Source organism: Stenotrophomonas sp. GL_101 (assembly GCF_057835675.1).
The window spans coordinates 3712267-3731917 of the sequence record NZ_CM174432.1; the positions used below are offsets into that span (position 1 = coordinate 3712267).

The window sequence follows — 19651 nt, forward strand, 5'->3', positions numbered from 1 at the left end:
ATTTCGTCGCGTGTGCGGCGGGATTGCGCGTGGGGTCGGGCGTCGCCGGTAACCAGCACCGTCGCCCCCGGCTAGTCCCCCGGGCCGTCGCCGGGGTGGGTTGCATCGTACCGGCGCCGGGCAGCGCGGAAGCCCTCGGCATGGTCGATGACCCAGCGCCAGATCGGCAGCATGGCCAGCAACAGCCCCCGCCCCAGTTCGGTCAGCGCATAGTCCACGCGCGGCGGCACTTCGCCGTGGTCGCAACGGGTAATCAACCCGTCACGTTCCAACTGCCGCAGCGTCCGGGTCAGCATGCGCTGGGTGACGCCGTCCAGGCGACGGGCGATGTCGGCGTGGCGCAGCGTGCCGGCCACGCCGAGCGCGTGCACCACCCCAAGCGACCACCGATTGCCGGCATGGGCCAGGATGGCGCGCTTCAGGCCATCGTCATCGCTGCTCAACGCATCGCAGGCTTCCTGCGACTGCTGCACCAGATCATCGAAGGAGGGGGGAATATGCGGTATCACCGGTGTGCCTTCTTCTCGCGGAGGGGGACTGTCACTACCATTTTCGACTTTACAGGAGTCGAAAATGTCCATCGCAACCCCATTCCCCGCGTCCGTCCTGGTGCTGGGTGCCGGCGAACTCGGCCGGTGCGTCCTGCATGAGCTGGCCCTGCTGCGCGACCGCGGGCAGGCCGGGGCGATCTCGGTGCTGCTGCGGCCCGCGGCGGCACCGCCATCGGCCGCCGACAGCGCGCATCGTCATCAGTTGCACGATCGTGGTATCCAGCCCATCGAAGCGGACCTGGCCACGGCCTCGGTCAGTGAACTGTCCCACCTGTTTTCTGCATTCGAGCAGGTCATCTGCTGCACCGGTTTCGTCGGCGGCACCGGCACCCAGCGCCGGATTACCGCCGCCGTGCTGGACGCGGGCGTGGCGCACTACATTCCCTGGCAGTTCGGGGTGGACTACGACGCGATCGGCCGGGGCAGCGGCCAGGAAGTCTGGGACGAGCAGCTCGACGTACGCGACCTGCTGCGCCGCCAGCACAAGGTGCGCTGGACGATCGTGTCGACCGGCATGTTCACCAGCTTCGTGTTCCTGCCCGCCTTCGGCCTGGTCGACCTGGTCCACGACCGCGTGCGTGCGCTGGGCGATTGGGATTTCCAGCTCACGGTCACCACGCCGCAGGACATCGGCCACCTGACCGCGCGGATCGCAACCGCGCGACCGGCGGTCGACAACCAGGTCATCAAGGTTGCCGGCGACACCTTCAGCTACCGCCAGCTTGCCGATACCCTGGAGCGCGTGCTTGGCAGGCCATTCGCGCGTGCGCTGTGGACCCCGTCGCAGCTGGCAGCCGACGCTGCCGCGCAGCCTGACGATGCCATGCGCAAGTATCGCCTGGCGTTCGCGCGGCCGCACGGCGTCGCCTGGCCGAAACAGGACAGCTTCAATGTCCGCGAAGGCATCGCGGTGACGGACCTGGAAAGATGGCTGCTGGATCCTGCCGGCCATGCAGGCATCCAGGCACGTGACTGATACGGGCAAGTGCCCGACCGGGCCGAGCTGGGAAACCCCTGGCTGGAGACATCGCATCTCGAGGATCGCCGCTGGCTCACGCAGGTCGGCTCCGCTGGCTACACCACCAGATGACCGAAGAAGTACCGCCTGCCTACTTCAAAGCGCAGCGGAGACGCCAGATACCGGTCCAGGACAGCTGACGCTTCCCGGGGTTGAAACAAGCCTTTTTCCCCATAGAAACTCGAGCAATCGACTCCGGAATACACCTCGAATTTCCGTCTCCAGATCAGAAAGTTTCCCCAGTCGATCCACTCGTCGCCGCCCTTGGGTACGAGCGACTTCCTCATGAGCCAGATTTGTTGGTTCATATCGACAGGCCTTCCGCCTGAGATCGACACCCGGTCGCCGCCAAAGGCGTCCTTGAACTGGGCCAGCCGGGCATCGACAGCCTTGAGGTAGGCGACCTCAGTCAGACCGCTGGCGTAGAACTGCGGCTCACCCTCGATGGGATCGAGGAGGTTCACTATGTTCGTCTCTACCGATTCCCGATCGGCTCTACGGCCAAGCGCACGCCAGGCCTCAAGCATGAAGGGGACCAACCAAAGAACGCCGGACCACTGGGCTGCCAGACTGGCCTCGATGCGTAAATAATCCGGTCCTTCGAGCATGAGCTCGGCAAGGAACTCCAGGTCGGTATCCAGTCCCGCATCCGCCGTCAGACCCAGGCAAGCCGATACCAGCGTCGGAGCATTGTGCTTGTCCAGTATCCACCGTCTCAGCTTGGATACGTGGCGGTAGTCCCCACGCTTTGCATGTTCCAGGACGGACGCCAGTTCAATCCAGGGGTCCTCAATCGACAACTCGCCCGGCGACAGCACTTCTGCTGGCGCGGAATCTGAGTAGTGATATCCACGCCCTTTCCAATAGAAGCAACCCTGAAGGTACTTCGGCCTTTGGGTGTGCTTGTAACTGAAGGTCTTCATATCGTAGCAAGGGAGAGTTTCAGTTCCGCGAACTGCGCGCGAAGGCAGGTGCGGACAAGGCCGATTCGGCCAAGGACATAGGAAAGGCGCGGGCCCCGCTGGGCACTCATCGGTCACGACGACCGGGAGCTGCGTTCGAGAGCGGAGAAGGGCCAGAACTTTGCCCACGAGGTGAATTGCGGGGCGGTCTGGATACTGCGGAGCGGCCCGAAATCCCCGGAAGCCGCAGGATATGGAGCGGGTGAAGGGAATCGAACCCTCGTCAGTAGCTTGGGAAGCTACAGCTCTACCATTGAGCTACACCCGCGCGGTGCCGGACAAGTCTATGCGGCGGAGCGGTAAAAAGGCAACGGGCGGCACTGGGCCGCCCGTTGCTTCTGGCTTTCACCGGCCGCGCGCAGCGCCCCGACCGGGACGCTGCGCGGGGGCGGTCAGAAGCTGCCGCTGAAGCTGGCAAACACCGTGGCGTCGCGCGCACGCTTCTGCAGCGTGGTGGTGCTCAGGCCGACGTTGCTCTGCAGGCCGAACAGGGTCATGCGCGCACCCAGCACGGCGGTGGCGTAGTCCTTGTCGAACTCCAGGCCCGGCACCTTGTACATGCCCGCGTCGGGCATGGTCTGCAGCCACGCGCTGGCCTGCTTGCCGTCTTCGAACTCGTGGTCGTAGGTGACCTGGACGTACGGCTTGACGCTGCCGCCATCGAAGCGTGCCTGCCAGCCAAGGCGACCGACGGTCGAATCCATCTTCTGGTCGGCATAGCCCAACGCGGTGGCGCTGAGGTTGCTTTCGGTGTAACCGTCCAGCTTGACCTTCTGCCAGATCACCGCCGCCACCGGGCCGTGGCGGAAGCCGCCTTCGGCGCCGAACTCGTAACCGGCATTCAACGCGGCGGTCAGGTTGCTGCCTTCCGGCGACCCGGTGTGCTCGCGGGTGGCCGGGCCGAGCTGGACCTTGCGGGTCACGTCATAGTCCAGCCAGCTGTAGCTGACCTGGCCGTTGACCCAGGCGCGCTCGCCATACCAGCCGGCGAACAGGCCCAGCGAGGTGTCGGACTGGGTGAAGTCGCCCTTGCTGTTGCCGAAGTCGGCATCCATGCGGCCATAGCCGGCGAAACCACCGACCACCAGCCCGTCCTTGGCCCAATCCACACCAAACAGGCCGGCCGGCGCCATGCCGTCGTACAGGTCGGCGTGGGCGTAGCGCTGCATGTCACCGCGCAGGTTGCCCCACCAGCTCAGGCCATCGGCCGGACGGCCGTCAAGGTGCCAGCTGACCTGGTCGGCGCGCGAACGGCCCACGGTCTGCGCCGAGTGGGTCAATACCTGCTGCAGGCGCGGTGCCTCCAGGATCGACAGGGTGTACTGGCCCAGCATTTCGTGGGTGGCGCTGGTGGGGTGCACGCCATCGGCGAAGACGTAGCTGCTGGCGGCATCCGGGGCGGCGTAGCTGGTCGGGTTGCAGGTCAGCGAGGAGGCCGTGGTGCAGGCGGTGCCGGAGACATTGCGGAAACCGTAGGTGCCCGGGTCGGCGACGATTTCCTGCAGGATGTGGAAGGTATCCACCGGAATCACCTGCAGGCCGGCCGCTTTCAGGCCACCAAACAGCGCGTCGTTGTACGCCTTGGCCAGCGCGGTGCCGGCGGCCATGGCGGTCGGGCCACCGGCGCGCGAGCCCGGGGTCAGGCCGATGTCCGGAAGGGTCGGGACCACGATGTACTGCGCGCCGGCCCCCTTGAGGGTCGCCACGATGCCGACCTGGTCGGCCACCGCCGCGCCAAGTGTGGCCGCTACCGGCGCGCCATTCTGGATGGCGAACAGGTCGTTGGCGCCGCCCCACACCGTGTACAGCGCGTTGGCGTCAGCCTTGCCACCGTTGGCGGCCAGGTACTGGTTCATCTGGGTCTTGAGCGAGTACACCGGCACCGCCGGCGTGCCGGCGGCCAGCACCTGGCTGGTGTCCACGCCGACCCGGGCACCGCCGATTGCGTAGTTGTCACCGGTCTGGCCATTGCCGTGGGCAGCACCGTTGGTGCCGTAGTAATGGGAGATGTACTGCGCGTAGGTCCAGCCCGGGTTGGTGGTGAACTGGCCGGTGACCGCCTGCACGCCGGCCGGCAGCAGCGGGCGGAAGTAGCCGGCATCGGTCAGGCTGTCGCCGAAGAACACGGTGCTGGTGTACGGCGACTGGGCCATTGCCGGCACGGCAGCCAGGGCGATGGCGACGGCCATCAGGGAACGCAGGGGGCGCTTGCTGAGCAGCATGTAAAAACTCCTTGAAGTGGGGAGAACGACCGACGTACGCCGGCGCACGGTGCCATGGTTTCACTGCACCTCGACTGATTCACGCTGCGCTGCGGCATGGATGGCTGCGGAAACCACGCACACCCCGTCGCAACGGCCTCCACGGCCGTTGCGACCGGTCGGCACGGGTACGCAGAACAGGCCGGTTGAGGGACAATGCCGACATGAACATCGTGCTCAATGGCGCTACCCGCCCGCTTCCGCAAGGGTCCTCCGTGGTGGACCTGCTGCAGGCCGAAGACCTGCTCGAACGCCGCGTTGCCGTCGAGGTCAATGGCGAGATCATCACCCGCAGCCGCCATGCCAGCCACGCGCTGCAGGACGGCGACGTGGTCGAAATCGTGCATGCGTTGGGCGGCGGTTGAGCCGGCAGGCCCCCACCGCGACCGCCCCTGCCCGGCTCTGTGCACGGTCGCGCCCATATGACGCGCGATAGGCGATAATTCCACGCATGAATGCACACGCCCCCACTGATTCGCTGGTGATTGCCGGCAAGACCTACGGATCCCGGCTGCTGACCGGGACCGGCAAGTTCAAGGACCTGGAAGAAACCCGCATCGCCACCGAGGCGGCCGGCGCCCAGATCGTGACCGTGGCGATCCGCCGCACCCCGTTCTTCAACCAGGATGTCGGGCAGAACCCGGGCGAGCCGAACCTGCTCGACGTACTGCCGCCGCACCGCTACACCATCCTGCCCAACACCGCCGGCTGCTACACCGCCGAAGACGCCGTGCGCACCTGCCGCCTGGCGCGCGAACTGCTCGACGGCCACAACCTGACCAAGCTGGAAGTGCTGGGCGACCAGAAAACGTTGTACCCGGACGTGGTGCAGACCCTCAAAGCCGCCGAACAGCTGGTCAAGGATGGCTTCGAGGTGATGGTCTACACCTCCGATGACCCGATCCTGGCCAAGCGCCTGGAGGAAATCGGCTGCGCCGCGGTGATGCCGCTGGCCGCGCCGATCGGCTCGGGCCTGGGCATCCAGAACAAGTACAACCTGCTGCAGATCATCGAAGACGCCAAGGTGCCGATCATCGTCGATGCCGGCGTCGGGACCGCCTCCGATGCGGCCATTGCGATGGAGCTGGGCTGCGACGGCGTATTGATGAACACCGCCATTGCCGGCGCCCGCAACCCGGTGCTGATGGCCAGCGCGATGCGCAAGGCGGTCGAAGCCGGCCGCGAGGCCTTCCTGGCCGGGCGCATTCCGCGCAAGCGCTATGCCAGCGCGTCCTCGCCGGTGGAAGGAGTGATCGGCTGATGACCGACCCGTTCTCGAGCACCGGCGCCAAGGCGCCGCCCAAGCCCTTCACCATCACCGAAGGCCGCCGCGAGGTGCGCAGTTTCGTGCTGCGCCAGGGGCGTTTCACCCCGGCCCAGCAGCGCGCGTTCGATGACCGCTGGCCGCGCTTCGGGCTGGATTTCACTGGGGCGCCTCGCGACCTGGCCGCCACCTTCGGGCGCGACGCGCACAAGGTGCTGGAAATCGGCTTCGGCAACGGCACCGCGCTGCGCTTTGCCGCGCAGCAGGACCCGGGCCGCGATTACATCGGCATCGAAGTGCACGCCCCCGGCGTGGGCCGGCTGCTCAACGCGCTGGCCGATGACAACGCCGACCACGTGCGCCTGTACCACCACGATGCGGTGGAGGTGCTGGAGAAGGAAATCGCCGATGGTGCGCTGGATGAAGTGCGCATCTATTTCCCCGATCCGTGGCACAAGAAGCGCCACAACAAGCGCCGCCTGCTGCAGCCGGCCTTCGCCGACCTGCTGGTGCGCAAGCTGCGCGCCGGTGGCCGCCTGCACTGCGCGACCGACTGGGAAGATTACGCCGAGCAGATGTGGGACGTGCTTGACGCCACCGCCGGCCTGGTCAACCGGGCCGGACCGCGTGGCCAGGTGGAACGCCCCGACTGGCGCCCACAGACCCACTTCGAGACCCGGGGCCAGAAGCTCGGCCACGGCGTGTGGGACCTGTTGTACGACCGCACCTGATCCCACCCCAAGGAACCGCGCCACCTCATGGATACCGCGCTGACGCTGACCACCGATATGAAGCTCGTGCTCGGGCTGGTGGGATTCACGATGGCGATGTTCCTGTTCGAGCGTATCCGCGCCGACGTGGTGGCGCTGGTGGTGCTGGTGGTGCTGGGCGTTACCGGCCTGATCGCGCCGGAGGAAATCTTCGGCGGTTTCTCCGGCAACGCGGTGATGAGCATCATCGCCACCACCATCCTGGGCGCGGGCCTGGACCGCACCGGGGCGCTGAACCGGTTGGCGGCATGGCTGCTGCGGCGCGGACATGGCGTTGAACAGCGCCTGCTGATGATGACCACCGCGATCGCCGGGTTGAACTCGTCATTCATGCAGAACCCCTCGGTGATGGCGCTGTACCTGCCGGTGGCCTCGCGCCTTGCCGCGCGCACCGGGCTGACCATGCAGCGGCTGCTGCTGCCGATCGCCGCGGCGATCGTGATGGGCGGGGCGCTGACCATGGTCGGCAACTCGCCGCTGATCCTGCTCAACGATCTGCTGGCCTCGGCCAACAACAACCTGCCCTCGGGCCTGGCCACCATCGAACCGCTGCGCATGTTCGCGCCGCTGCCGATCGGCGTGGCGCTGCTGATCGCCTCGCTGCTGTACTTCCGCTATTTCGGCAACCGCAAGCTGGTCGAAGAGGAAAGCCTGGTCAACGACGGGGTGACCCCGGCGCGCACCGAAAGCTACTTCGCCAAGACCTACGGGATCGAAGGCGATGTGTTCGAACTGGTGGTCAGCGCCGAAAGCCCGCTGGTCGGGATGACCCTGGGCGAAGCGGAAAACCTGCACGACGCGCCACTGCTGCTGGCGCTCAAGACCGGCAACGACACCCGCTTGGCACCGCCGGCGGAAATGCGCATCTGGGTGGGCAGCGTGCTTGGGGTGATGGGCGCGCGCCAGCAGGTCAACGACTTCGCGCAGAACCAGTTCCTGCGCATGTCCTCGCGCTTGAAGCACCTGGGCGACCTGTTCAACCCCAGCCGCGCCGGCATCTCCGAGGCGGTGGTGCCGCCCACCTCGGATGTGATCGGCAAGACCGCCTCCGAGCTGCGCCTGCGCAAGCAGCGCGGCATCAGCCTGCTGGCGATCAACCGCGACAAGCAGGTGATCCGCGAAGACGTGCGCAACGTGGCCCTGCGCGCCGGCGACATGCTGGTGTTCCACAGCATCTGGACCGACCTGGCCCAGGCCGCCAAGAGCCGCGACTTCGTGGTGGTCACCGACTATCCCAAGGGCGAGCAGCGCCCGCACAAGTTCAAGATCGCCATGACCATCTTCGCGATCACCATCCTGATCGCGCTGACCTCCAAGCTGCCGGTGGCGCTGACCCTGATGACCGGCGTGGCCGGCATGCTGCTCACCGGCGTGCTGCGCATGGACGAGGCCTACGCCTCGATCAACTGGAAGACCATCTTCATGATGGCCGGGCTGATTCCGCTGGGATGGGCGATGGACAGCAGTGGCGCGGCGGCGTGGGTGGCCGGGCACACCATCGACCGCCTGCCCACCGGCATCCCGGTCTGGGTGCTGGAAATTGCATTGGCGCTGTTGACCACGGTGTTTTCACTGGTGATCAGCCATGTCGGGGCGACCATCGTGATGGTGCCGATCGCGGTGAACCTGGCGCTGGCGGCGGGCGGCAACCCCACCGCGTTCGCATTGATCGTGGCGTTGTCGGCGTCCAACAACCTGATGACGGCATCCAATCCGGTGATTTCGATGATCACCGGCCCGGCCAATTACACCCCACGCGAGTTGTGGCGGGTGGGCGCGCCGTTGTCGCTGATCTACACCGCCGTGGTGGTGGTGATGATCAACCTGATGTTCTGACCCGGTGGCGGGTAGTACCGACCGTTGCTCGGTACACGGTGACCGCATCGCGACCCACGGCGCTGCTGCCTACCGCAGAAACACCTGGCCGTCGCGAACCTGCAGCGGCACGGCGCGCAGGCGGTCGCCCTTGCACGGGCCCGCCACGCAGATGCCGTCGTCCAGTGAAAACGAGGCCCCGTGCGCGGCACACACCAGATGGCCTTCGCGGCTCTTGAGGAACTGCCCCGGCGCCCAGTCCAGCCGGCGCCCGGCGTGCGGACAGATGTTCAGCCAGCCCTGCACCGCATCGCCCTGCCGGTACAGCACCACCGATTCACTATCGCCGTCCAAGGTGGCATCGACCTCGGCAAAGCCTTCATCGGCAATGGCCTGCAGGGTGATCAACGGCGCAGCAGTGGTATCGGACGCAGACATGTGGGAGATCGATCACGGCGGGGCCGCATTCTCTCACGTCGTCATATGACTGGCTCCACGATGAACACAAGTCATTGATTTCAAATGAACGGAGTTCTCGTTTAACGAGTTTTTCACTCAATGACAGGAGTCACCTTGGATACTCATGTTTCGCTGACTTCAGCCAAAGAAACGCCATGTATAGCCGCTTCGTCCAGTTCAACTCGTTCCGCACCCTGTTCGCGCCACGCAAGCCGCGCCATCCGTTGGTGCGCGTTGCGGTGGGACTGCTGGGCCTGGCGATCCTGGCAGCGCTGGTGTTTGTCGGGGTGTTCGTGGGTGCGGCGATGATCATCGCCGGCCTGGCCTGGAAGCTGCTGGCCCAGCGCAAGCAGAACGCGCGCGCGGGCGATGCGCAGGTGGTCGAGGCCGAGTACCGCGTGGTGCGCAAGCCGGCGTTGCCGCTGTCGCGCTGAGGGTTCGCCGCGCGCGGCCGCGCGGCGCTGTCTGATAGTTCTGCCACCACCGGATGCTGCGCGCTGGCGTGGCGTGCTGCGCGCGCTCGTTCTAGACTGCCGAGAACCCTTGGTGACAGGACACGCGCATGACCGATGTAATCCCCACGCCCGAGCAACCGCGCATTCCGGTCGCCGGCGGCGGCACCTTCCCGGTGCGCCGCATCTACTGTGTCGGCCGCAACTTCGCCGACCATGCGCGCGAGATGGGCGCGGCGGTGCCGGCCGCAGACGACCGCGGCCGCCCCATGTTCTTCAGCAAACCAGCCGATGCCATCGTGGTCGGGCATGACGATGTGATCCCCTACCCGCCCGCCACGTCGGACCTGCACCATGAGGTGGAGCTGGTGGTGGCGATCGGTCGCGATGCGCCGGCCGGCGAACTGCCCGTCGACCAGGCCGACGCGCTGGTGTTCGGCTATGGCGTGGGGCTGGACCTGACCCGCCGCGACCTCCAGGCCGCCGCCAAGGCAAAGGGCCATCCGTGGGATCCGGCCAAGGGCTTCGATCATTCCGCGCCCATCAGCGAACTGGTGCCGGCCGGTGAAGTCGGCGACCTGGCCGCGTTGAATCTGTCGCTGGAAATCAACGGTGAAGTGCGCCAGCAGTCGCTGCTGGACCAGATGATCTGGACCGTGCCGGAGATCCTGCATGAGCTGTCCAAGCTGTGGGCACTGAAGGCCGGCGACCTGGTCTTCATGGGTACCCCCGCCGGGGTGGCCGCATTGAAGCCGGGCGACCGTTTCAGCGCGCGCCTGGAGAACGTCGCCGAACGCCACGGCATCATCGCCGGATGACAACGGCTGGGTTACGCTGCGCCGTCCTTTGATTACCCCGCGACTGGAGAAACCCGATGGGAATGTTCACTGAGTTCAAGGAATTCGCCATGCGTGGCAACGTCATCGACCTGGCGGTCGGTGTCGTCATCGGTGCGGCCTTCGGCAAGATCGTCACCGCGCTGGTGGACAAGATCATCATGCCGCCGCTGGGCTGGGCGATCGGCCGGGTGGACTTCTCGCAGCTGGCCTGGACGCTGTCACCGGCACGGCTGGGCGAGGACGGCAAGGAAATACCGGCGGTGGTGATCGGCTACGGTGACTTCCTCAACACGCTGGTGCAGTTTTTGATCGTGGCGTTTGCGATCTTCCTGGTGGTCAAGGTGATCAACCGCCTGGCCCGCAAGAAGGACGCCGCCCCGGCCGCCCCGGCGGAAGAAGTGCTGCTGCTGCGCGAGATCCGCGATAATTTGAAGCGTTGAGGCCTGCGTACCGACCAACGGTCGGTACCTACCGGGGGTGGGGGCGTCGGTACCTACCCGGGGTAGGCGGCGACCGTTGGTCGTCGCTCGCGGTGCTGCCAGCCGATCGATCCGAAAGCCCCGCGCCTGCGGGGCTTTCGCATTTGGAAATCAGCATCCGCCCCACCATGACCTCCCGCCCATGTGCGGCTGCGGCAGACTGCTAAGCTCGGACGCTTCCGCCCCGTTTCCCGGAGTTGTCCATGCGTCGCCGCGTCCTTGCCATCGCATCCTCCCTCGCCCTGCTGGCCGCCCCGGCGTTCGCGGCGACCGGTACCACCACGCTGCCGCCGAAGTCGCTGGCCACTGCCGCCGAGCTGCGCGAGCAGGCCCTCAAGGACGATACCGGCTGGAAGGTGGTCGAATCGCTGACCACCGAAATCGGCCCGCGCATCGCCGGTGGCGAGGCCGATGCCCGGGCAGTGGCCTGGGCGGTCGCCAAGTTCAAGTCGCTGGGCTTTGACAAGGTCTGGACCGAGCCGGTCACCTTCCCCAAGTGGGAGCGCCGCAGTGAACAGGCCGCGGTGACCGGCAAGCATGCCCAGCCGCTGGCCATCACCGCGCTCGGCGGCAGCCCCGGCGGCACGGTCGAGGCCGAGGTGGTGCGGTTTGCCGACCTGGCCGCACTGCAGGCGGCGCCGGAAGGCGCGCTCAAGGGCAAGATCGCCTTCGTCGATTACCAGATGACCGCCTATCGCGATGGCCGCGACTACGGCAATGGCGGCGCGGTGCGCAGCAAGGGTCCTTCTGAAGCGATCCGCAAAGGCGCGGTCGGCTTTGTGATGCGCTCGGCCGGCACCGATTCACACCGTGTACCGCATACCGGCATCACCCGCTTCGACGACGGCCTGACCCCGGTGCCGTCTGCGGCGTTGTCGGTACCCGATGCCAACCAGCTGGCGCGCCTGGTCGCGCTCGGCAGCACCACGCTGAAGCTGAGCCTGGATTGCGGTTGGGATGGCAAGGCCACCTCGTACAACGTGATCGGCGAAATCACCGGCCGCAGCCTGCCCAAGGAAGTCGTCGTCATCGGTGGTCACCTGGATTCCTGGGACCTGGGCACCGGTGCGGTGGATGATGGCGCAGGCGTGGGCATCACCATGGCCGCCGGCCACCTGATCGGCCAGCTCAAGCAGGCGCCGAAGCGGACCATCCGCGTGGTCGCCTTCGCCAACGAGGAACAGGGCCTTTACGGCGGCAAGGCCTACGCCGAGGCACATGCCAAGGATGTGGCGCTGCACCAGCTGGCCGCCGAGAGCGATTTCGGTGCCGGCCGCATCTACGCATTCAACACCGGCTCGCCGAACCCGGAAGGGTCACGCGAGGCCACCGCCCAGATCGCCGAAGTACTCAAGCCGCTCGGCATCGCCTACACCGCCGACAAGGGTGGCCCGGGCCCGGACGTGGGCCCGCTGGCCGCCAAGGGCGGTGCGTGGGCATGGCTGGCACAGGACGGCAGCGACTACTTCCACCTGCACCACACCGCCGATGACACGCTGGACAAGATCGACCCGGCAGCGTTGGCGCAGAACGTGGCCGCCTATACGGTATTCGCCTATCTGGCGGCCGAGGCCGACGGCAGCTTCGGCAGTGAAGCCAAGCCGACCACGCCCCCGAACGAGTGATATCGCGCAGGGGCCACGGCACATCGCCGTGGCCCCTGCCCTTGCCTACTTGCCGTTGTTGGTGCGGGCGACGATCTCGTGCCACAACTCGGCCTTGGCCACGCCTGCCGCACGCGGGTCGAACACCGGATCTACACCGGCCTTGCGGCTTTTTTCATAGTCGCGCAACGCAGCCAGCGCCGGCTTCTGCAACAGCAGGAGCGCGATGATGTTGAACCACGACATCAGCCCCACCCCGATATCGCCGAGCGACCAGGCCACCGTGGCGCTGTTGACCGCCGACCAGGTCGCAACCCCCAGGAACGCTAGCCGGAACAGCGCGATGGTCCAGGGCGAATCACGGTTGCAGCGAAGGAACACCACGTTGGTTTCGGCGTTGTAGTACAACGCCAGGATGGTGCTGAACGCGAACGGCAGGATGGCCAGCGCGATGAAGCCGGTGCCGAAGCCGGGCAGTGCCGATTCCACCGCGTGCTGCACGTAATGCGGGCCGGCCTCCAGCCCCGGCACCTGCGCCACCAGCATGCCGCCACTGGCCACTGCCGCCGGGTCATAGACATTGAAGGCACCGGTGGAAAGGATCAGGAAGGCGGTCGCGCTGCACACCACCATGGTGTCGATGTAAACCGAGAATGCCTGCACCAGGCCCTGCTTGACCGGGTGCGAAACCTCGGCCGCCGCGGCCGGGTGTGCACCGCTGCCCATGCCCGCCTCGTTGGACATCACCCCGCGTCGTACGCCCCACTGGATGGCGGTGCCGATCATGGCGCCGAACGCGGCGTCTTTCCCGAAGGCGCTGTCGAGGATCAACCGGAACATGCCGGGCAGTGCCTCATGGTTGAGCGCCATGACCGTGCCCGCCACGATCAGGTAACCCAATGCCATGAACGGCACCACCACCTCGGTCACCCGCGCGATGCGGCGCACGCCGCCGAAGATCACCACCCCGACGATCAGCACCATGCCCAGCGCGGAGTACCCGGCCGGGATGCCCCATGCACCATCCAGTGCGCTGGCAATCGCATTGGACTGCGTGCCAGGCAACAGCAGCCCGCAGCCGATCACCGCGCTCCAGGCAAACAGCACCGCATACCAGCGCTGGCCCAGCGCACGCTCGATGTAATACGCCGGCCCACCGCGATACTGGCCGTTGGCATCGCGCTCCTTGTAGATCTGCGCCAGGGTGGATTCCATGAAGGCGCTGGCGGCGCCCAGGAAGGCCACGCACCACATCCATAAAATGGCACCCGGGCCGCCGTAGGCGATCGCCATGGCCACGCCGGCGATGTTGCCCACCCCGACCCTGCTGGACAGCGACAGGCTCAAGGCCTGGAAGGAAGACACACCGGAGGCGGAGCTGTTGGTCTTGAACAACAGGCGCAGCATGTCGGGCAATGCACGCAGCTGGATGAAGCGGGTGCGGATGGAGAAGTACAGACCGGCAAGCAGGCACAGGCCGACCAGCGCCGGGCTCCAGACCAGGCCGAGCAGTTGGGCGACGACGGTTTCCACGTTCATGGGCGGCTCCCACCGGGCAGGTGGGCAACGGCGTGCAGGGCAATCAACACGGCGGCCATCAGAAGAACATCCCCAGTGCGACCTGCGGGCTGACGAACGCACCGCTGTTGCGCCCGCCCACGCTGAACTCCACGCCGGCGATCAGGCCGACCGAGGGACTGAAGTGATACTCCACGGCCGGCGCGATGCTGACATTGCGGCTGGCCGGTCGGCGCTCGTTGATCTCCTTCAGGCCTTCCTGGCCGGGCACGTAGCCGGTGAGGCGCTGGTCGGTTTCGCGGCTGGCCGAGACCTCAAACACGCCCACCCAGCGACTATTGAAGCTGTATTCGGCACCCACCGACAGACCCAGCAGCGACCCGCGCGCGATGCTGCCGCGGAAACCCGGATCGGTGCCGTAGACGCTGCTGTCGTGCAGCGCCACGCGTGCGGGTGCAGGGCTGGCGCTGAGCTGGCCACGCCAACGCAGCGGTCGACCGTTGGGCATCCACAGCACCTGCTGGATCCCGAGGGCCAGCGTTGTCCGCTGCACGCCATCGCCCTGTGCGTTGAGCGGGTTGCCACCGATGCGGTCGTAGCTTCCGGTGGCAAAACGCTGCAGCAGCGCTACGGAAATCGCCGGGCGGCTGCCGTCCGCATTCGGTGCCTGCAGCAGGTACTGCAGGCGTGCGGTGGTATCGCCGGCACGGAACGAACCACTGCGGGAACCGCTGGCCTCGGCGCGGGCGGCGCTGAGGTTGACCTGCGCGGTGACGCGCTCGCCCATGCCGTAGGCAATGGGTACCACGGTCAGCCAGGCACCGCTGTCGGCGGGACTGCCGCGACGACGTCCACTGCTGTCGTAGTGGGCGTCGCTGTCGACGCGGACCAGGTACGGTTCGATGTACCAGTGCCCGCGCGGAACGCCGGCAGGATTGGCGGTGATCAGCGGCCCGGTGAAGTTGACGCCGTCGAGGCTGCGTTCCTGCGCAGCAAGCGGTATCGAGACAGCAAGGCCAACAACAGTTGCCAACGCGATCGCGGCAACACGGGGAACGGACAAGGCAGGCAGGGTCCTGCAACAACTCCCGAGGGACTGGCAAGGATGCGGTGCGTGACTGCACCGTCGGGCCAATCTGCACATCGGGAACAGCGGCAACAACGTAAGAAACACGCATTTGTGCGGATCTGTGCGGCACCGCACGTACAGCGCTCTACACGACTCGCAATGGTGTCGCGAAGTGCTGCAGGCGTCTTATTGCAATCGGGATTTCCATTGTTGCGAATAATAAAAAAGGTTCTTCTCCCCTGGGAGGGGAGAGGTCCACTCACAGGGCGACAGCAGCGAGCGGGGGCTTCGCTGGCTATGCCGCGAGCGTCCGGGGCCCCTTGGCGGCCGGCAGGTCCTTGTGCAAATGTCCCCCGGCCGACGCCTGCGGCGACGGCCTCCTCCTTTATTTGGTTCATCGCGGAATACCGGGGAACGCTGCACGGATTTTCAGGAAGAAGTACTCCTGATCCCGATAGCCGTAGGCCCGGCGTTTGATGACCTTGATGGTGTTGTTGATGCCTTCGACGATGCTGGTATTGAGGCGGTGTCGGCAACGCGACACGATCCCATGCAGATAGGCTTTGAGCCGTTGTGCAAACAGCGCCAAGGCGGCGATTCCGCTGCGCTGGGCCTGCTCCAGCCACTGGTTCCAAGCCTTCCTGGCCCATCCGGGATGGCGGTAAAACCACAGTCGCTTGAGCTCATCGCGCATCAGATAGGTGGTGAGGAGCGGTTGATTTGCTTCCAGCAGCTCATCCAGCCGCACCGTCTGATGCCGGTCCAGGTTGCTGCGATTGCGCAGTAGCAGCCATCGGCTGGATTTGATGACACGGCGCGCAGGCTTGTCGTGCCGGAGCTTGTTGGCCTGGTCCACGCGAACCCGGTCGATCACTTCGCGACCGTACTTGGCCACCACATGGAACAAGTCGAAGACGATCTCGGCATTGGGACAGTTGGCCCGGATCTCCACTTCATAGGCCGTCGTCATGTCGATCGCCACGGCGCGCAATTGCTCGGAAACGCCCGGGGGAAGCTGCTCAAAAAAGGCACGCGCCGTATCGCGGGAGCGCCCGTTGCCCAGCCAAAGTACCTGGCGACTGATCGGATCCACCACGACCGTTGCATAGCGGTGACCCTTGTGCAGCGCAAATTCGTCCATCGCCAGGTAGTGGATCTGGCTCCAGTCCGGGGCTTGGACAGACTCACGCAACAAGGCTTTATCCAGTGCCTTGACCGTATGCCAGCCCAACTGGAAAAAGCGTGCCACGGCCAGGATATTGCTGGATACCAGCAACTGGCTGACCGCTTCGGCCAGCCGGTCAGTGACCCGCTGGTAGCGGCCAAGCCAGCTCAACTTCTCCAGGCGCGGCCCAGCGCACTGGGGGCACCAGACGCGCCGTCGCGGCACCACCAGCGCAACGCGCAATGCCATCAGGGGCAGATCGCGTACCCGGCGCACCGTCGTCTCGTGCACTTGCCGGCATCGGCTCCCGCAGTGCTCGCAATGCATCGTGCGGGCCGTGGGTTTGAGGTAGATAGTGACGGTCCGGCTGTCGCCTTCCGGCCAGGCGATCCGCTCCACCCGGTAGCCTTCCCAGCCACCCAGCCTCTCAATCGTCTTCCGATCCAGCATGACCTGACCCCTGAGGCCCTGATTTCAGGCTTCAAGGGTAACGGGAGCCGGCAAAAGCTCCACGCTAATCCGCGATGAACCCTTTATTTTGCCAAGGGCCTGCCGGCCGCCAAGGGGCTCGCTTGCGGAATGCACAGGCGCACTCCGGTATTTGCCGTGTCCCTCCTGCCTGGCCAGATACAAACACCCAAACGCGCGTTGTGCTGTTCCCCCAGCGGGGAGAAGGACCATAAAAAAGCCCGGTCGCAATGCGACCGGGCTACCGGGATTGAGCACACCCCACGCGGTGAGCGCCACAAACTACCTGCGGTCCGGACAACGGCGCCGCGCTGGGTGGGTGTCTCTCCTCATCCACCCAGCACAGTACCGCTTTGCACTGTGACGCAGCGCAAGGGCTGGTCACTATGCGAAAAATCTGAATCGACTGTAGTCACAACGCTAACGGTGATCTGGATCACACCGCATAGGGCACGCGCGCAAGCGCGCTACCCGAAAACCATGAATCAATGCGCCTGGTGTCCATACCAGTGCGCCAGCAACACTGCTGTCGCCGATGCCACGTTGAGGCTTTCCACTGCGCCGGAACCGGGAATGGAGACCTGCAGGTCGCAGTCCTGTGCCAGTTCGCGGTCCATGCCTTCGCCTTCTGCGCCCATCACATAGACCAGGCGCGCCGGCAATGTACTGGCGAACAGGTTCTGGCCGCCGTCGACCAGCGTTGCCGCCAGGCCGAAACCGGCCGCACGCAGCTGCGCCATTGCCTCGGTTTCCTCGGGCAGGCGCACCAGCGGCACCGACTCGGCGCCGCCTTCGGCAACCCGGGCAGCGGCCCCGGACACGGCCAGGCTCGCGCCGGGAGGCAGCAGCAACCCGGACACACCGAAGTGTGCCGCCGAACGCAGGATCGCGCCGAAGTTGTGCGGGTTGCCCACGCCATCCAGCCACAGCGCCAGCACCGGCTTGCCGGTCGGGAGGCCTTCCAGCCACTCGCCCAGCGCAAGCATCGGCGCACGCAGCACGTCGGCCACCAGGCCTTCGTGATGGGTAGTGGCGGCCAGCTTGTTGAGGTCGCCCTCTTCCACCACCCGGTAGCCAACGCGGTTGGCCACGCACCACTTCAACACCGGCTGCATGCGCGGGATCAGCGACTCCACCAGGTACAGCTTGCGCAGCGCCTGCGGACGCTTTTCAAACAGTGCCTGCACGGCGTTCCAGCCGTACAGGCGCAGTTCGTCGTTGCCGCGCCCCGGCGGCGGCGGAGTGCCTTCGCGCGGCGGCAGCGGCGTGGCACGCGGTGGGCGCGCCGAGGGGCGACGGGCGTTTTTCCAGGGATCATTCACTACGGGACTGCTCCAGCTTGCGTTGACGCCAGAAATCGGCGTTCTTGATGCCCAATGCATCGGGGTCGAAGGTCGGATCCAGGCCGAGCTTCTTCTGTCGTTCGTAATCGCGCAGCGCCAGCATCGCCGGCTTCTGCACGATCAGGATGGCGATGATGTTCAACCAGGCCATCAGGCCCACGCCGATGTCGCCCAGCGCCCAGGCCATCTTGGCGTTGTGGAAGGCGCCGAACACCACCATGCCGAGGATGCCCAGGCGCAGCAGCAGCACGGTGAGCGGGCGTTTGCGGTTGTGGTTGATGTAGGCCAGGTTGGTCTCGGCCATGTAGTAATAGGCCATGATCGTGGTGAAGGCGAAGAAGAAGATCGCGATCGCCACGAAGCCCGACCCCCACCCCGGCAGCACGGTTTCCACCGCCGCCTGGGCATAGCCGGCCCCTTCGGCGACACCGGCCAGGCCGGCGAAGACCGGCTCGGCACCGGCTACCGGCGAGTACACGTTGTAGGTGCCCGCGGCCAGAATCAGGAACGCCGTGGCCGTACACACCATCATGGTGTCGAAATAGATCGCGAAGGCCTGCACGTAACCCTGCTTGGCCGGATGCGAGACTTCCGAGGCGGCGGCCGCGTGCGGGCCGGTACCCTGGCCGGCTTCATTGGCGTAGATGCCGCGCTTGACCCCCCACTCCACCGCCAATCCCATCATCGCGCCGAACGCGGCATGCGTTCCGAAGGCGCTGCTGAAGACCGTGCGGAACATGTCCGGCACGCGGTCGGCGTTGAGCATCATGATCACGATGGCCATCAGGATGAAGGCAGCGGCCATGAACGGCACCACCACTTCGGCGAAGTTGGCGATGCGCTTGACCCCGCCGAAGATGACCACGCCCAGCAGCAGCGCCACCACCAGGCCGATGCCCAGCTTGAGCGCCTGCACCGATTCCATGCCCATGAACTGGCCGTCCAGCGGGCCGCACAGCGCGCCACCGCGGCAGGCATTGATGATGCTGTCGGCGATGGCATTGGCCTGTACGCCCGGCATCAGGAAGCCGGCGGCGGCGATGGTGGCCATGGCAAAGGCCAGCGCATACCACTTCAGGCCCATGGCTTTTTCGATGTAGTAAGCCGGGCCACCGCGGTAGCGGCCTTCGGCGTCCTTGGTCTTGTAGATCTGCGCCAGGGTGCATTCGACATACGAGGTGGATGCGCCGAGGAAGCCCATCACCCACATCCAGAAGATCGCACCGGGGCCGCCGAAGGCGATCGCGGTGGCGACACCGGCGATGTTGCCGATGCCCATGCGCCCGGCCATCGACATGGCCAGGGCCTGGAACGAGGACACGCCCGCGTCGGACTTCTCGCCCTGTACGGTCAACCGGCACATCTCGAAGAAACCCCGGATCTGCATGAAACGGGTGCGGGCGCTGAAATACAGGCCAGCGGCCAGGCACAGGAAGATCAGGAATTTGCTCCAGATGATCCCGTTGATGATATTGACTACTTCTTCCACGCGCTCTCTCCAGTCGGCGGAAACAAAAGGAACGTCCCCGTCGGCTGGGACCCGGTCGATTCTCCACGATCCGCGCCGGGCTGCGTAGTGTCAATTTCGATGAATGGGCGGCTTTTGCCCCATGT

The 19651-nt window shown here is 66.0% G+C and carries 18 protein-coding genes and 1 tRNA gene; 9 read left to right on the forward strand and 10 right to left on the reverse strand.

Annotated elements, in window-relative coordinates; all coding sequences use genetic code 11:
* Positions 1–71 precede the first annotated feature (71 nt).
* Positions 72–509: a winged helix-turn-helix transcriptional regulator gene (locus tag AC3IR9_RS16380; protein WP_489292014.1), complete on the reverse strand. Its 438-nt coding sequence runs from the start codon at positions 507–509 to the stop codon at positions 72–74.
* Positions 510–573: 64 nt separating this feature from the next.
* Between AC3IR9_RS16380 and AC3IR9_RS16385 the strand changes: the two genes are divergently transcribed.
* Positions 574–1527, forward strand: a complete 954-nt coding sequence (locus AC3IR9_RS16385) for an aromatic alcohol reductase (RefSeq protein ID WP_489292015.1) — start codon at positions 574–576, stop codon at positions 1525–1527.
* 98 nt (positions 1528–1625) lie between these two features.
* Here the strand turns inward: AC3IR9_RS16385 and AC3IR9_RS16390 are convergent, their stop codons facing one another.
* From AC3IR9_RS16390 to AC3IR9_RS16400, 3 genes are all read right to left on the reverse strand, one after another.
* Entirely contained in the window at positions 1626–2492 is an 867-nt protein-coding gene (locus tag AC3IR9_RS16390) for a hypothetical protein (protein WP_489292016.1), read from the reverse strand.
* Positions 2493–2725: 233 nt separating this feature from the next.
* Positions 2726–2799: transfer RNA gene (locus AC3IR9_RS16395), tRNA-Gly, on the reverse strand.
* A gap of 124 nt (positions 2800–2923) precedes the next feature.
* On the reverse strand, positions 2924–4753 hold the full coding sequence (locus tag AC3IR9_RS16400; protein ID WP_489292017.1) for an autotransporter outer membrane beta-barrel domain-containing protein: 1830 nt from the start codon (positions 4751–4753) through the stop codon (positions 2924–2926).
* 203 nt (positions 4754–4956) lie between these two features.
* Here AC3IR9_RS16400 and thiS point away from each other — a divergent pair, with 203 nt between their 5' ends.
* The 4 genes from thiS to AC3IR9_RS16420 all read left to right on the forward strand — a co-directional run bounded on the left by thiS (position 4957) and on the right by AC3IR9_RS16420 (position 8662).
* Positions 4957–5157 (forward strand): sulfur carrier protein ThiS, encoded by a 201-nt coding sequence (gene thiS, locus AC3IR9_RS16405; RefSeq protein ID WP_489292019.1) that lies wholly within the window; start codon positions 4957–4959, stop codon positions 5155–5157.
* An 86-nt stretch (positions 5158–5243) separates the two neighbouring features.
* Positions 5244–6053 (forward strand): thiazole synthase, encoded by an 810-nt coding sequence (locus AC3IR9_RS16410; RefSeq protein ID WP_489292020.1) that lies wholly within the window; start codon positions 5244–5246, stop codon positions 6051–6053.
* Positions 6053–6787, forward strand: a complete 735-nt coding sequence (gene trmB / locus AC3IR9_RS16415) for a tRNA (guanosine(46)-N7)-methyltransferase TrmB (RefSeq protein ID WP_489292022.1) — start codon at positions 6053–6055, stop codon at positions 6785–6787. Before AC3IR9_RS16410 ends, trmB begins: the two co-directional genes overlap by 1 nt.
* Positions 6788–6814: 27 nt before the next feature.
* The gene (locus tag AC3IR9_RS16420) at positions 6815–8662 is read left to right on the forward strand and encodes an SLC13 family permease (protein WP_489292023.1); all 1848 of its coding nucleotides are present in this window, start codon (positions 6815–6817) and stop codon (positions 8660–8662) included.
* 69 nt (positions 8663–8731) lie between these two features.
* On the opposite strand, the gene AC3IR9_RS16425 is transcribed toward AC3IR9_RS16420, so the two are convergent.
* Positions 8732–9079, reverse strand: coding sequence for a Rieske (2Fe-2S) protein (locus tag AC3IR9_RS16425; protein WP_489292025.1), 348 nt, complete (start codon positions 9077–9079; stop codon positions 8732–8734).
* A 176-nt stretch (positions 9080–9255) separates the two neighbouring features.
* Here AC3IR9_RS16425 and AC3IR9_RS16430 point away from each other — a divergent pair, with 176 nt between their 5' ends.
* The 4 genes from AC3IR9_RS16430 to AC3IR9_RS16445 all read left to right on the forward strand — a co-directional run bounded on the left by AC3IR9_RS16430 (position 9256) and on the right by AC3IR9_RS16445 (position 12495).
* Entirely contained in the window at positions 9256–9534 is a 279-nt protein-coding gene (locus tag AC3IR9_RS16430) for a hypothetical protein (RefSeq protein ID WP_489292026.1), read from the forward strand.
* A gap of 128 nt (positions 9535–9662) precedes the next feature.
* Positions 9663–10370, forward strand: a complete 708-nt coding sequence (locus AC3IR9_RS16435) for a fumarylacetoacetate hydrolase family protein (protein ID WP_489292028.1) — start codon at positions 9663–9665, stop codon at positions 10368–10370.
* Between the two features lie 56 nt (positions 10371–10426).
* Positions 10427–10831, forward strand: a complete 405-nt coding sequence (gene mscL, locus AC3IR9_RS16440; protein WP_489292029.1) for a large-conductance mechanosensitive channel protein MscL — start codon at positions 10427–10429, stop codon at positions 10829–10831.
* 242 nt (positions 10832–11073) lie between these two features.
* Complete coding sequence (locus tag AC3IR9_RS16445) at positions 11074–12495, forward strand: M28 family peptidase (protein ID WP_489292031.1); 1422 nt, start codon at positions 11074–11076, stop codon at positions 12493–12495.
* Between the two features lie 45 nt (positions 12496–12540).
* On the opposite strand, the gene AC3IR9_RS16450 is transcribed toward AC3IR9_RS16445, so the two are convergent.
* The 5 genes from AC3IR9_RS16450 to AC3IR9_RS16470 all read right to left on the reverse strand — a co-directional run bounded on the left by AC3IR9_RS16450 (position 12541) and on the right by AC3IR9_RS16470 (position 19526).
* Entirely contained in the window at positions 12541–14013 is a 1473-nt protein-coding gene (locus AC3IR9_RS16450) for an alanine/glycine:cation symporter family protein (protein WP_489292032.1), read from the reverse strand.
* A gap of 58 nt (positions 14014–14071) precedes the next feature.
* Complete coding sequence (locus AC3IR9_RS16455) at positions 14072–15055, reverse strand: hypothetical protein (protein WP_489292034.1); 984 nt, start codon at positions 15053–15055, stop codon at positions 14072–14074.
* A 400-nt stretch (positions 15056–15455) separates the two neighbouring features.
* Entirely contained in the window at positions 15456–16676 is a 1221-nt protein-coding gene (locus tag AC3IR9_RS16460; protein WP_489291085.1) for an ISL3 family transposase, read from the reverse strand.
* Between the two features lie 503 nt (positions 16677–17179).
* Positions 17180–18016 (reverse strand): TrmH family RNA methyltransferase, encoded by an 837-nt coding sequence (locus AC3IR9_RS16465; protein ID WP_489292035.1) that lies wholly within the window; start codon positions 18014–18016, stop codon positions 17180–17182.
* Positions 18009–19526, reverse strand: a complete 1518-nt coding sequence (locus AC3IR9_RS16470) for an alanine/glycine:cation symporter family protein (RefSeq protein ID WP_489292037.1) — start codon at positions 19524–19526, stop codon at positions 18009–18011. The genes AC3IR9_RS16465 and AC3IR9_RS16470 overlap by 8 nt, the downstream gene beginning before the upstream one ends.
* Between the last annotated feature and the right edge of the window lie 125 nt (positions 19527–19651).